Annotated in this window: 9 protein-coding genes and 3 pseudogenes; 9 read left to right on the plus strand and 3 right to left on the minus strand. The window is 39.1% G+C overall.

Going from position 1 to position 15,254, the window contains the following annotated elements; all coding sequences use genetic code 11:
* Positions 1 to 179: 179 nt before the first annotated feature.
* From ACIPUA_RS22250 to ACIPUA_RS22275, 6 genes and pseudogenes are all read left to right on the plus strand, one after another.
* A pseudogene (locus ACIPUA_RS22250) lies at positions 180 to 480 on the plus strand (transposase); the annotation flags it as partial.
* 223 nt (positions 481 to 703) lie between these two features.
* Positions 704 to 2,056, plus strand: a complete 1,353-nt coding sequence (locus tag ACIPUA_RS22255) for an IS110 family transposase (protein ID WP_449060154.1) — start codon at positions 704 to 706, stop codon at positions 2,054 to 2,056.
* Positions 2,057 to 2,975: pseudogene (locus ACIPUA_RS22260) on the plus strand (IS3 family transposase); the annotation flags it as partial. It lies immediately after the preceding gene.
* Positions 2,976 to 3,378: 403 nt separating this feature from the next.
* Positions 3,379 to 3,963, plus strand: a complete 585-nt coding sequence (locus ACIPUA_RS22265; protein ID WP_166267887.1) for an antirestriction protein ArdA — start codon at positions 3,379 to 3,381, stop codon at positions 3,961 to 3,963.
* Between the two features lie 436 nt (positions 3,964 to 4,399).
* A pseudogene (locus ACIPUA_RS22270) lies at positions 4,400 to 5,338 on the plus strand (transposase).
* Positions 5,335 to 5,631, plus strand: a complete 297-nt coding sequence (locus ACIPUA_RS22275; RefSeq protein ID WP_237683227.1) for a hypothetical protein — start codon at positions 5,335 to 5,337, stop codon at positions 5,629 to 5,631. The pseudogene ACIPUA_RS22270 and the gene ACIPUA_RS22275 overlap by 4 nt, the downstream one beginning before the upstream one ends.
* A 1,472-nt stretch (positions 5,632 to 7,103) precedes the next feature.
* Here the strand turns inward: ACIPUA_RS22275 and ACIPUA_RS22280 are convergent.
* On the minus strand, positions 7,104 to 8,243 hold the full coding sequence (locus ACIPUA_RS22280; protein WP_104872840.1) for a glycerate kinase: 1,140 nt from the start codon (positions 8,241 to 8,243) through the stop codon (positions 7,104 to 7,106).
* 762 nt (positions 8,244 to 9,005) lie between these two features.
* Here ACIPUA_RS22280 and ACIPUA_RS22285 point away from each other — a divergent pair.
* From ACIPUA_RS22285 to ACIPUA_RS22295, 3 genes are all read left to right on the plus strand, one after another.
* Positions 9,006 to 10,496, plus strand: coding sequence for an allantoin transporter (locus tag ACIPUA_RS22285; protein ID WP_104872841.1), 1,491 nt, complete (start codon positions 9,006 to 9,008; stop codon positions 10,494 to 10,496).
* 101 nt (positions 10,497 to 10,597) lie between these two features.
* Complete coding sequence (gene allB / locus ACIPUA_RS22290; protein ID WP_104872842.1) at positions 10,598 to 11,962, plus strand: allantoinase AllB; 1,365 nt, start codon at positions 10,598 to 10,600, stop codon at positions 11,960 to 11,962.
* A gap of 70 nt (positions 11,963 to 12,032) precedes the next feature.
* Positions 12,033 to 13,328 carry a uracil/xanthine transporter gene (locus tag ACIPUA_RS22295; RefSeq protein WP_104872843.1) on the plus strand — a complete coding sequence of 432 codons (1,296 nt, stop codon included), beginning with the start codon at positions 12,033 to 12,035 and terminating at the stop codon, positions 13,326 to 13,328.
* Positions 13,329 to 13,573: 245 nt separating this feature from the next.
* Here ACIPUA_RS22295 and glxR read toward each other — a convergent pair whose 3' ends face one another.
* Positions 13,574 to 14,455: a 2-hydroxy-3-oxopropionate reductase gene (gene glxR, locus ACIPUA_RS22300; protein ID WP_104872844.1), complete on the minus strand. Its 882-nt coding sequence runs from the start codon at positions 14,453 to 14,455 to the stop codon at positions 13,574 to 13,576.
* Positions 14,456 to 14,468: 13 nt separating this feature from the next.
* A complete protein-coding gene (gene hyi / locus ACIPUA_RS22305; RefSeq protein ID WP_104872845.1) occupies positions 14,469 to 15,245 on the minus strand; it encodes a hydroxypyruvate isomerase in 777 nt (258 codons plus the stop codon).
* Between the last annotated feature and the right edge of the window lie 9 nt (positions 15,246 to 15,254).

Consider the following 15,254-nt stretch of genomic DNA (forward strand, 5'->3'; position numbering starts at 1 on the left):
TGCCATGGTAGTGACATACCGATGTAGTGATAAGGAAACAGGGTGCGGATGACATCATGGCGCGGATCATTAGATCCACTAACGACGCCGAATATATGGCAGCAAACCGTATCAACTCAGAGCTTGCACAACGCGGGACGTCCATATATGGCATAGTTAATTTGGTCACTAAGTCAGAGGTGATATCATCACTTCATAAACAGACAGGTGACATTTATGGCAAAACGTATACGACGACTTTTTAGTGCTGAATTTAAACTTGAAGCTGCTCAACTGGTACTTGACCAAAGCTACTCCGTAGTCGAGGCCGCCAACGCCATGAGCGTCGGTAAATCAACCATGGACAAATGGGTTCGGCAACTCAAGCTAGAACGCAAAGGGATTTCACCGAAAGCGTCCCCCATGACGCCAGAACAAGTCGAGATCCGTGAATTGAAAAAGAAAATTGCACGACTTGAAGAGCATAATGAGATATTAAAAAACTGCCTACATTTCGCGATATCCCCCATCTGACTAGAAACATAGAAAAATCTATACTCTAAATTAACCGGATAGTGGTCGTACGCCTTTTGGAGACATAAATCCCGTCAAAAAACCTGACCCAGGGAAATCTGCGGACCCGATGTTGGTGGCATAGACCCCGTTTAGGAAAGTGATTAATCCGAGTTCCCCATCCGGTATTCACAATTGAGCCGAGGTTACTATGTCAAAATTAAAACCAAAATCCCAATCACTTCCTGTCATCAATCCTAATGCTGCGGGTATAGATATAGGTGGCCGTTTTCATGTTGTCGCCGTTCCTCCTGATCGCAGTGACAAATCCGTCCAAACGTTTAAAGCTTTTACTGGCGATATCCATAACATGGCACGTTGGTTAACTAAATGTAGAATAACGACCGTCGCTATGGAGTCGACCGGCGTATACTGGGTACCTGTGTATGAAATTTTGGAAGAACATGGTTTTGAGGTTGTCCTTTCCAACGCACGTGATACCCGAGCAATACCAGGTAGGAAAACTGATGTGGGAGATGCACAATGGATCCAGCGGCTTCATGCATGTGGTTTGCTAAAAGCCAGTTTTAGACCCGATGCTACAATAGCTGAACTTCGGACATATATGCGAGTCAGAGAACGTATGTTGGATTATGCAGCAGCGCATATTCAACATATGCAAAAAGCACTCACATTCATGAACGTTCAATTGCATATAGTCGTTTCTGATATCACAGGCGTAACGGGGATGAAGATTGTAAGAGCCATCGTTGCGGGCGAGCACGACCCAGCTATATTAGCAAAATTCAGAGATCCACGTGGTAAAGCAGACGAACAAACAATTTGTGCGGCCCTAAAAGGTAACTATCAGCCAGAACATCTATTTGCTCTACGTCAGGCTGTTCTTATGTATGATGCCTATCAGTTACGAGTTGGTGAATGTGATGTACAAATTGAAGCTGTACTCGATAGGCTTTGCATAAATTCGAGCGAACCCGATGAGCCTATCCCCAAACCAAAGCACAGAGCAAAGCAGGCAAACGCAATGACATTTGATGTGCGAGAAAAGCTTTATCGTTTAATAGGGGCAGATCTCACGCAAATTCACGGCATAGGCCCTTTTCTTGCGTTACGACTGATATCTGAGTGCGGTACAGATATGAATAAATGGCCGACTGAAAAGCATTTTACCTCATGGTTAACATTATGCCCAGGCTCAAAAATTAGTGGTGGTAAGGTCATGTCTTCTCACTCCCGAAAGAGTAATAATCGAGTTGTCGCTCATCTCAGACTAGCAGCAACGACCGTTGGTCGCTCAGATACAGCCCTTGGTGCATTTTATCGAAGGCTCTCATCTAGGATTGGTAAAGCAAAAGCGGTAACTGCCACTGCAAGAAAGATAGCTATACTGTTTTACAATGCAATGAAATATGGCACAAAGTATAAAGATCCTGGCGCTGAATATTACGAAGAGCGGTACAAAGAAATGGTACTAAAAAATCTCAAACGCCAAGCCGAGAGAATGGGTATGACTTTACAGGCAAAAGAAGAATGTGTTTCTTAGGAAGGCTACAGCGCTGGTGATGTCGGATTCTCTGAACAATTCTCGCTGATCGAGAAACTCAGTCGGCGCTTTAGTATTAAACAACTGTGTAACGTGTTCAGTGTTCATCGCAGTAGCTATCAATATTGGCGTCATCGCTCAAAGGTACCATCAGCGGAGCAAATACGGCTTCGGGCGCTTGTTCGAGAAGCCCATGAAAGTAGTCGCGGTTCTGCTGGTGCTCGTACTATTGCTGACATTGTATCGAATACAAAACAGGTTCCTTTAACACGCTATCGCGCAACTAAGTTGATGAAATTACTCGGCTTAGTGAGTTGCCAAACGCCAAATCATCGATATAAAAAACCGCGACTCAAGAGCACGTTGCAATACCAAATCATCTCGGGCGTCAATTTGCGGTCATGAAGCCAAACCAAGTTTGGTTGGGTGATATGACCTATATTTGGTCAGGTAACCGCTGGATGTATCTTGCTGTTGTAATGGATTTATTTGCTGGAAAACCCATTAGTTGGGCGATGTCATTTTCACCGGATAGCCAGCTAACAGGAAAAGCATTATCAATGGCTTTTGAATCAAGAGGTAATCCAATAAATATCCTGTTTCATTCAGATCAAGGAAGTCATTATACAAGCCGCCAATATCGCCAATTATTATGGCGTTATCAGATAAAGCAAAGTTTATCTCGGCGAGGTAATTGTTGGGATAATGCGCCGATGGAGCGATTCTTTCGAAGTTTAAAGACAGAATGGGTACCACTTTAGGCTACCGTAATTTTATAGAAGCACAGCAAGAAATAACACGATATATCATCGGGTATTATAGCCAGCTTAGACCCCATCAATATAACGGTGGCTTAACGCCCAATGAATCAGAACGATTATATTGGGAAAACTTTAAAACGGTGACCAATTTTTGTTGACCACTACATATGCTGACTACATGGATTCTTTGGAAAGCCAAAATAAAGTGATTTAAGAATAGCTTATGCCTAAAAACATAATCATGATTATAATTTTATTATAATGCATTTTAGTTTGTAACCTATAGCCCACGAAAGCAAGAGCCTCTGTCCTGATGGACAGGGGCTTTTTTCGTTTTAACCCACACAAAAATAAATCATGGTAAAAAACATAACGCATTATCGGATCTGTGAGTCTGCTCATCATCTTGATCTAAAACGTCATTAATCACGTTTTAAGTAGATTGTCTGTTTTCAGCTGATGGATATTTTATATCAACATCGTCTTCTAAAGGGAAATAGCTCCCTTTATCAAAATATCGCCATTAATTAAATCACAATACATCAATAATAGGACATGAATATGCGAATAACAGCGACGGCTTCCCCATGCCTAAAATCGGGAATGATTTCTGTTTTTATTACGAATTTAGGAAAATATAACGAAGGAGAGCTGGTTGGTGAATGGCTTGAGCTTCCAGCAACCTCAAAAGAGATAGAACACTGTTTAGCCCGTATTGGCATTGATGGTATTCACTATGAAGAGTATTTCTTGACCGACTATGAATCCTCAATTGATGGCCTTTCATCCTACATTTCAGAATATAGCCTTTTAGATGAGTTGAACGAGTTAGCCACACAATTAGCCATGTTATCGCCTGATGAAATTGACCTTTATCAGGCGGCAATTGAAATCGGTTCTTCAGCGAGTTCAATTCATGATTTAATTCATTTAGCGGATAATTTAGATTCTTTCCAGCAATTAGCGGGGGTCAATAATGAATATGACTTAGGTTATTACTGGATAGAAGAAAGTGGTTGTTATGATTTAGCCCAACTTGGTCATTTATCCCATTACTTTGACTATGAACGCTACGGACATGATGTTTGTATTGAACAAGGAGGGATTTTTTACGATGGAGGATATGTTTATCATACGGGCGGGTAGATAGAACAACAGAATGAGAGTCAAACCGCTTTCATCCCATAGGACGGAGAATAATTGATGCAGTGGTATCCCAATAACATCCATAAGATAGAACATCAATCAAACTGAATAATATCATTTAGCCACCTTTACAAATATTCGTAAAGGTGGTCATTACCTAGACCTTCTTTTTTATTTAGTGTACTGATATCAAGCTATAATTTAATATCTTAAACTAAGTTTTTGGGGTAATACGCGGGGAAAAGAAGATGCCCTTGCTCTTTTAAAAGATATGACATCGTGGATAGATGTAAGAATTAGAAATAGAGATTGTCAGTTAATGGATTAACGATATGCAATGAGTTATAGTGATTTCTGGTGTACGAGGATTTAGAAGGATGACATATCCCATTGATTGATAAAGATAAAGTTACCAATAAATAGAAGGTGACACGCCATGATGAATTCTACCCTCAAAGCGCTTTCACAACCAGAAAAAACAGATAACATCCCTACAGAGTAAACTTCTGCGGTCGGGTGCCAGAGATTTGATCGCTCAGGCCCTTGAAGCAGAGCTTCAGGTGTTACTAGATCAGTATGCTGGCTATAGGTTACCGGATGTTCGCAAAGCACTGGTATTGGTGATATCAAGTTTAAAGAGCCCAAGGTACGTGATCAGAGTGGATCAGTAATCCGTTTCAGCAGTAACCTTTTACCGCCTTACATGCCTTACATGCCTTACATAAAGCGAGCTAGAAGTGTAGAAGAGCTAATGCCTTGGCTGTACCTGAAGGGTGTCAGCACAGGTGATTATCAGGAAACATTATCATCGTTGTTAGGTGCTAAGCTCGCGGTTGGTGATGGCGCACTAGGGTTTTGGAAGGTGCTGAGCAAGTCCTATCCAGATACACGCCATCAACGTTGTTGGATACAAAAGACGGCGAACATTCTGAATACGTAGCCAAAGTCAGCTCAGCCTAAGGTCAAAACAGCATTGCATGAGATTTGGATATCTGAGACTCATAATGATGCCTACAAAGCTTTTGATCGTGCATTGGTGCGCTTTGGGTCGAAGTATTATGGTGCGATGGAACGCCTGCGCAAGGACAGAGATGAGTTGCAAGCATTCTACGATTTCCCGGCCGAATACTGGTGCCATATTCGGACGACCAATCCAATAGAGTCGACCTTTGTAACCGTTCGACTGAGAACCAAGCGTGTACGTAATTGTGGTTCACGAGAAACCACCTTAGTAATGGTTTACAAACTGTTGGAATCAGCACAAAATAAATGGAAGCAGATCAAAGGATTTAATCTACTGACGCTAGTGGTCAACAATGTAAAGTTCAAGAATGGTGAACGGGTATCGGATCAATCAGACAGGAACGCGACATGATGCCATACACCAGATTTGATAATAGCCATATGAAATTCATTACGTTAAAGGTTAATATGGATACTAAATCAGTTATAGCAAGAAAGAGGTTATTAAAATTACAAGCTCAAATTATAGCAGCAGAAAAAAATATAACTATTGATGATGCTTTTGATCTCTTATTAGGCCCTACCCCAGCCAAACCTATAAAACAAAAAATATCCAGAAATACGAAAAGACAACATGAACCATCATCGCTGCTAAAAGGCTTGATAGACAAAACATATGCAACTGATTGGAAGAAAACAAAGTGAAAAAATCATATAGTATTGCTGTTGAGCATATGGAAATATTGCCCAAAATTATAGCTACAGTAATTATCGAAAATATTGCCAATATTACGACTAAAGTAACACAGTTATACTATTCCTCAATTTATGAATATCATTTTGTCAAACAAAACAATAACTGGTACCTGTCTCAGATTTTTTTAATTGATGAATATGGCAAATATCCTAGCGTATAATGAATTAGAACAAAATGAGTATCATAATCAACAATCAACAATCAACAATCAACAATCAACAATGTATGCTTATGGCACAAGACAATCTACAGAATTTTATTGGTCGTTTCCGTTTCATCAACCAATCATATTAAAATAGCAATCTACTTTTTAGTCTAGAGCAAAAAACAGTAAAATAAACTTTAGGCCCAACAATAGGCCCAAATTAAAAGTTGAATTGAGTTTTATTGATTTAAAATCAATATAGTACAAGCTTAATTCAGACTCCGCCAGCCTAACAGGTTGATATATAAAGAATTTCCACCAATTTCATGTTGAAATTGTGCCGTAGGATATACTGTATGACGACATTAAAGCTCTCCCACTACCTCTACTATCGAGCCAATACATGATAATTTCGTAAAACCATCCCGACCATTAGCCTTAATCTTCAATATAATCACTGGCAAGCCCTATATTCAGGAACCACGGAAACGGTCAAGGAATACATTGTCTTTTTCCAGCAGTAACTCAGGTTATTAGTCAACGCATAGCGGCAGCGTGAAATAGATGATTTTCATCTGAATATTGATAAGAGAATTGATGTACTCAGACGGAGCTTTCAAACTATTTCACCTCAATCATTAATGGGATTACCAATAGCTTGCAACTACTCCATAAATATTAATTCAGCTCCCTAATAGGGAGTTGAATTTAAAGTAAACATCAATAACTATTAATTTCTTAATTAAAGGACGTTATAATATACCTAATCCCCAAAATTCTCAGTAGATCTTGAATCAATTGATATTTTAAACCTTTTTCTTCTATTATTTTTGTCATGTTTGATACAAATTTCGTTGCATTTAACATATATAAAGCAACAAGAAATAGAGTTATAGCTACGTTGGATATCTTCGATTAACAGTTGGTCATAAACTGATAGACTACTTTTAGTCTAATACTTATGAAATCGATATTGAAGATATTACAGGCTTCACAGCGGAGTAACATTATATTTTTAGAAAACCTTATAACAGATGTCCATGATATCAACCTGTATCGCTGTTACGCCTGTTACATCATAAAAATATGTATCTGAACGAAAATTAGGGCAATATCAAAAGCACTTGGTTAGACTCGTGTTAACCCTATACACTTTCTAACTACCCTGAATCAAAACAGGTTTTCACAGCACTAAAACGGATTTCATCTATTTTATAGAAATGTTATTAATTTTATCGAACACTCAACATCCCAAAAAGACAAAAATAAAATTAATTACAATAACTTACCTAACTGTAAAACTTTTGCAATATTATATGCCGCTTGTTGCACGTTCTCTGTCCCCTGCTTTAGCGCCTCATCTAATGGGCTTAATCTTGGCAAAATACTGAAAAATGCATCAATGCCTTCTTGATGAAGAGCTTCAACACCTTTACCTAAAACACCGCTTAGTGCAATAACAGGAACATTGTGTTTGGCTGCAACTTTGGCAATTCCTAAAGGCGCTTTACCACCTGCCGTTTGCCCATCCATGCTACCTTCCCCGACAATCACCAAATCGGTATCAAGGATTTCTCGCTCTAATTTCACGGCATCAATCACGATATCAATACCGGGTTTGAGCTGTGCATTCATAAATGCAGCGGCAGCGACAGAAATCCCACCAGCAGCACCGCCACCAGATAAATGTCTAAAGTCATGACCTTTAACTTGTTCAATAACATCAGCAAAACGATTTAAACCTTCTTCCAATGCCAATACCATTGACGGTGTTGCCCCTTTTTGAGGGCCAAATATCGCGGCAGCTCCACGTTCACCAACCAATGGATTATCAACATCACAAGCCACTTCTATCGTACAATGTTGCAACTGAGGAGACAGACTTGACGTATCAATCGTTGCAATATGCGTTAAAACTTCACCACCTAAACCAAGTTTATTTTGTTGGCTATCATAAAAAACGGCACCTAAGGCTTGAAGCATCCCAACGCCCCCATCAACAGTTACGCTCCCTCCAATCCCTAAAATGATTTTTTCCACCCCTTTTTCGAGGGCATCTTGAATGAGCTGGCCTGTTCCATAACTCGTCGTATGCATTGGATTACGCTGTTCTGGGCTAACTAACATCAATCCGCTGGCCTGTGCCATTTCAATGACGGCAGTTTTACCATCATCTAATAAACCATAGTAAGCGCTTACCATATCCCCCAATGGACCCTTAACTACAAGTGATACTCGCTCACCACCTGCGGCAGCAATTAATGCATCAACCGTTCCCTCCCCCCCATCTGCAATCGGCAAGCAAAGATACTGAGCCTCTGGGAATACAAGTTTAAACCCTTTAGCTATGGCATTTGCAGCACATTTTGCACTCATACTTTCCTTGAAAGAGTCAGGGGCTATGATAATTTTCATATATGGCTACCTATAGAAAGTTTAAGTAATCACTTAATAATATTGTTAATTTAGCAAAATATTATCGGTTATCAAAATATACATCTATTCATGCAATTTACTCATATTGCTTATAAATAGATTAGATTATTAAATTGAGATGATTATATTCAGCACCACTTCCTAAAAAATATTTTAGTTCTGAGTAGAGCTATCAACTTCTGTTTGCCATTGTATCAAAAAAAAACGATTGATAAAGATTTTAATGGAAATATTTTCCGTTAAATTTATATCATACAAATCAACAAATTAATTTTTTCAACTTAAGATGACCAAACCAATACAGCCTTAAAAATCAACTAACCATATCAAAATCAATCAATAATAGAGTTAATTAACTTAATTCGAACAAATCGCATCATAAAAAACAACAAAAATAGAATTAATGAGAATAAAAACACCTTGTAACATCATGTTTATAATGAATATTTATAGATAATGGTGCTCTAGATCTATTTTTTGGAAAAATTTTTTAAATTTATATTGCATCTATTAGTTAACGGTGGCTATATTGAGCTCAAGAATTAATTCTCTTGTAGTCAATATAATTAAATAAGCTAACGCTAATAACTATATATAAATAACTAGTTATTAAGTTGATGTGCATATAAAAAATAATATTATTTAAAAATTTAAAACAATTACTTTATTACTTTATTAAAAATTCGATTAGTTAAATCTCTCGCTTTCAAATTTAAATTATATGCGTGGAAGGACACATATATGAACTATTCAGAAGAAAAAGAGATTTATCGTGAACGCGGTTATACAGATGATTTATTACCTAAAACACCGAAGCAACGAACATGGAAAACATTTAACTACTTTACGTTATGGATGGGTTCTGTCCACAATGTCCCTAATTACCTGATGGTTGGCGGTTTTTTTATTCTGGGTCTTTCTACTTTGAACATTATGTTCGCCATTGTATTAAGTGCAATATGTATCGCTTTCGTGATGGTAATGAATGGTGCTGCGGGGTCTAAATATGGTATCCCATTCCCAATGCTACTTCGTGCATCCTATGGAATTAAAGGCTCACTCTTTCCTGGCGTATTAAGAGGCTGTATTGCTGCTATTATGTGGTTTGGCTTGCAATGCTTTACCGGTTCATTAGCGCTATTAATCTTAATTGGTAAAGTTTGGCCTGAATTTTTAAATATTGGTAATGGCGAAACCTATATGGGAGTTACCATTCCAGCATTTATTGTTTTCATTGTTTTCTGGGTCATGAACGTAGCCATAGGACTAGGCGGAGGAAAAGTATTAAATAAACTTACCGCTATCCTTAATCCATGTATTTATATTTTATTTGGCGGTATGGCGATTTGGTCAATCTCTTTAGTTGGTATTCAACCTATTTTGGATTATATCCCAAACGGTATAAGTGAAGCGCCAAGTAAAGTTTTCTTTTTCTTTATCGTGATTAATAGTGTCGTCGCTGTCTGGGCTGCCCCAGCCGTGAATGCCTCTGATTTTACTCAATATTCGACGAGTTTTAAACAACAAGCCATTGGACAAACCGCCGGTTTGTTAGTTGCTTACCTACTCTTTGCTATTAGTAGTGTCTGTATTTTAGCAGGTGCTAGCATTCACTATGGTGTTGATACTTGGAACGTACTCGATATTGTTCAGAAATGGGATAGCTTATATGCATCACTATTTGCGGTCGTTGTTATTCTGATGGCGACAATTTCCACCAACGCTGCCGGTAATATCATTCCTGCTGGATACCAAATTGCTTCACTGTACCCATCAAAACTGACTTACCGCCATGGGGTTATTATTGCAAGTATCATCAGCGTATTAATCATGCCGTGGAAGTTAATTGAGAACCAAGATAGTATTTATACTTTCTTAGATATTATTGGCGGTATTTTAGGTCCAGTTATTGGCGTCATGTTATCGCATTATTTCATCGTGATGCGTACCAACATTAATTTAGACGTCTTATATACCCGTGCAGGCGATTATAAATTCTATGAGCATGGATTTAATGTGACCGCATTCGTTGTCACCGTTATCGCTGTTATTTTCTCACTTGGTGGAAAATTCATTCCGGTATTAGAGCCTGTATCCCGTTTGTCTTGGTTCGCAGGTGTCATTTTAGCCTTCGTTCTTTACTCTTTATTTAAAAAAGACACCTCTAAGGTGGTCGAAAAAAAAATTAAAGCCGTGACTGATTCAGATATTGGCGTAAAAAACCCAGTGTAATCTGAACTAAATACCCTATTCAGCCCGTTTTAATATATTGAAAACATGCTGAACAGTAATGTTAATAAAATGAAATTATAATCTTATCTAAGGAATACCCTATGTCATACGATTTAATCATTAAAAACGGTACTGTCATTCTTGAAAACGAAGCAATTAAAACAGATGTCGCGGTAAAAAATGGCAAGATTGCGGCTATTGGTTCTGATTTAAAAGGGGCGAAAGAAGAAATAGATGCGACAGGCCTCGTCGTTTCCCCCGGTATGGTTGACTCTCATGCCCATATTTCAGAGCCGGGTAGAACACACTGGGAAGGCTATCAAACAGGAACCCGTTCAGCGGCAAAAGGTGGCATTACAACTATCATCGAAATGCCATTAAATCAGTTACCTGCGACCGTTGACCGTGAAAGTATTCAAATGAAATTTGACGCTGCCGCGGGTAAACTATCCGTTGATGCGGCTCAATTTGGCGGCTTAGTCTCTTATAATCTCGATAGACTGCACGAATTAGATGAAGTGGGTGTTGTGGGCTTCAAATGCTTTATCGCGACTTGTGGTGATAAAACTATTGATAATGACTTCCGTGATGTTAATGACTTCCAGTTTTTACGTGGCGCAGAAATTATCAGTAAATTCGATGGTTCTCGCGTGTTAGTACACTGTGAAAATGCATCAATATGTGATGAATTAGGCAAAGAAGCTGAAGCTGAAGGTCGAGTCACCGCTCATGATTACGTCGCTTCACGCCCAGTGTACACTGAAATTGAAGCAATTCGCCGCGTGCTATATCTTGCTAAAGTGGCTAATTGCCCAGTGCATATTTGTCATATCAGTAGCCCTGAAGGTGTTGCTGAAGTGACTAAGGCCCGCAATGAAGGACAGGATGTTACCTCTGAATCTTGCCCACACTATTTTGCCTTAACAACCAATCAGTTTGAAAAAATTGGCAACCTAGCTAAATGTTCACCACCAATTCGTGATGAAGCGAACCAAGAAGGCATGTGGGAAAAACTGTTTAATGGTGAAATCGATTGTTTAGGTTCTGACCACTCACCATGCCCACCAGAAATGAAAGAAGGCCATGTATTCAAGGCTTGGGGGGGAATTGCCGGGATGCAGACCTGTGTTGACTTGATGTTTGATGAGGCAGTGCAAAAACGCGGAATGAAACTCCCATTATTTGCTAAATTGATGGCAACTAATGCAGCGAAGATCTTCGGTCTAAAGCACAAAGGTTCAATTACCGTTGGTAAGGATGCAGACTTTGTATTCATCAAACCAAATTCATCTTATGAATTAAAAGCTCAAGACTTAGAGTATCGCCATAAAGTCAGCCCATATGTAGGCCGCAAAATTGGTGCTCAAGTTGCACGTACCATATTACGCGGGGAAACTATCTACGATATTAAAACTGGTGTTCGTGAAACCCCTATCGGGCAGTTTATCTTAAAACACCAACAGTAATAGGATGTAAACAATACAGCACACTCTTTATTGGGTGTGCTGTATTGTCATTTATAACAGGATGTCATTTATGTTTAATTTGAACAAAGATAATGTGTTATCCGGCTTGCAGTGGTTCTTCTTTATTTTCTGTAATACGGTTGTTATTCCTCCCACATTACAATCTGCATTTCATCTGAGCAATGCGACCACCCATACAATTGCCCAGTATGCCTTTTTAGCCACATCGCTAGCTTGCTTGATTCAAGCGATTTTCGGGCACAAGCGCTCTATTATGGAGGGTCCCGCAGGGCTTTGGTGGGGAACGATTTTATCTGTCGCCTTTGCGGAGTCTGCTCAAGGAACACCACTGGAGGTTATTGGTGGAAGCTTTGCCGTAGGAATTGCCATTGCAGGGATCATAACGGTTATTATCGGTTTGAGTGGCGCAGGAAAATATTTGGCTTTATTATTTTCCCCCGGAGTAATGGCGGTATTCATGTTATTACTCGGCGCTAACTTAATTACTATTTTTCTAAAAGGCATGTTGGGCTTACCTTTTAGTGCCACAACCGATGTTGTCCATATTAATTTTGATACCTTTTTACTGGCTTTACTTATCATGGTGCTAATTATTGGGATTATTGTCCTACTCCCTCGTCATATTAATAAATATGCCGTACTGATTGGCTCCATACTGGGTTGGCTCTTATTTGCCATGATCTTTCGAAGTGACTCAGTAGGAACAAATGGCATTGAGTGGTATCTGTTTCCTCTCGGAAAAGTTGAGACTATCAATTATGGTATTGTCGCAACCTGTGTTATTGCCTCACTGTTGAATACGTCCAATACGTTTGGCGCAATAAAAGGAACTGATTTGTTCCACCCAGATTCGCCAGCTACCCCAGCGATGTATCGCCGCAGCTTTATTAGCTCAGGTGCGCTGACTTTTGCCTGTTCCCCATTAGGAATTATTCCTTTCGCGCCTTTTGTTTCATCAATAGGGCTCATCACACAGACCAATGATTTCAGCAAAAAACCGTTTATTATTGGTAGTTTGCTATTTTTAGTTATTAGTATAGTCCCTTTATTTTCGTCGCTCTTTTCTACCTTTCCTTTAGTGATTAGCAGTACCGTTATGATGGTCACCTACTTACCACTACTGTGGTCTTCCTTGTTATTTATTCGTGTTCTAGATTTAAACCCACGCAATATTTATCGCCTTGCGTTACCTATTTTTATTGGCATATTCTTGATGAGTGTTCCACCAACATACATGCAAGACATTCCATTGATGGTAAGGCCTATCATCACAAATGGGTTATTAATGGGAATCATTATTTCTATTATTCTTGAAAATATATTTAAGTGGGATTCGGTTAAATAGGAAAGACAAGTCAATGAATTCTTGTATACCTGTAATACTTTATGACCGCAATGTTGACTCGCTGTAACTCGGATGATTAGAAATATAGAGGTAATATGTGCTCATCATATTATCTCTTTTTTATTCGTTTAATACGATGCAAAAAAAAGCCCCAAATACATGGGGCAAATAAACGACTAGTTAAACTGTTTACTACTTACACTTACAGCATGAGGATCATTACGTCTAAAAAACTACACTGCGAATTAGTCTCCTAATTTATGGTTAGCCATAATTTCAATTGCCTTCACTAAGGCTGAATGGTCATTATCTTGGCCACCATGTGCCGCACATAAGTTGAATAGCTCCTGACAGGTTGCAGTATTCGGTAAGCTCATTGATAAAGCCTTAGCGCCCTGCAAGGCAAGATTTAAGTCTTTTTGATGTAAAGAGATCCTAAAGCCTGGTTCAAACGTGCGTTTTACCATGCGCTCACCATGCACTTCAAGGATGCGAGAAGAGGCAAATCCCCCCATCAACGCTTCACGAACACGTGCAGGATCGGCCCCTGCTTTCGATGCGAAGACCAATGCTTCAGAAACGGCTTCAATGGTTAATGCAACGATAATTTGATTTGCAACCTTACAGGTTTGCCCATCACCATTGCCACCAACTAGGCTAATGTTTTTGCCCATCAGTTCAAATAACGGTTTTACCTTAGCAAAAGTCGCATCTTCACCGCCCACCATAATGCTCAGAGTGCCTTGCTTAGCGCCAACTTCTCCACCGGAAACTGGGGCATCTAAATATTGGCCACCTAATTCATTGACTTTCTTTGCATATTCTTTGGTTTCTATTGGTGAAATAGAACTCATATCAACAATGATTTTTCCTTTCAATGATGTCGATGCACAACCATTTTCACCGAAAAGAACATCACCCACTTGTGGTGTATCCGGTACCATCACAAAAATGATATCTGCATTTTCAGTAACTTCTTTTGCGCTTGGGTAAACTTTGGCACCTGCATCAGTTAAATACGCAGGGACATTTCCTCGTGTATTAACAGCTAACTGATGGCCACCTTTTAATAAGTTAGCCGCCATTGGGCCACCCATAATTCCTAAACCAATAAAGCCTAATTTCATGATGTTCTCCTAATTATAAATATTGTTTCATCCAGCCTAAACCGGCTTCGGTTGTGGTTACTGGTTTATACTCACAGCCAATCCAACCTGTGTAGCCCATTTTTTCAAGCTGTTTAAATAGATAGCTATAATTAATTTCGCCGGTCCCTGGTTCATTACGGCCTGGGTTATCCGCTAATTGAATATGGCAAATGTGCTTTAATAAGCGCTGCATTGTTGCCGTTAATTCACCTTCCATACGTTGCATATGATAAATATCGTATTGGAAGAAAATATTCGCGTGGTTAACACGATTAATTAAATCTTCAACTTGTGCAGACTTATTTAGATAGAAACCTGGAATATCATAAGTATTCACTGCTTCAACTAATAAACGAATGTTTGCCTTTTCTAACTGCTCCGCAGCATATCGCAAGTTTGCAACGAGAGTTTCCAGAGTTTTTTCTTCGCTAAGAGAGGGGTCTTTACGACCCACTAAGCAGTTAATTTGTTTACAGTTCAAGACTTTTGCATATTCAATGGCTTTTTGGACGCCTTCTTTAAATTCACTTTGTCTTTCAGGTAAGCAAGCAATCCCTCTTTCACCATCATTCCAGTCACCGGCTGGCAAGTTAAAAAGAACTTGGATCAGTTTATTTTCATCTAACTCTTGCTTAATAGCTTGCGCTGAAAAATCATAAGGAAACATGTATTCCACTGCTTTAAATCCATTTTGAGCCGCCAATTTAAAGCGCTGCATAAACTCGGCTTCAGTAAATAGCACGGATAAGTTAGCTGCAAACTTGGTCATTTTTCCGCT

Source organism: Providencia sp. AGC89 (genome assembly GCF_053543535.1).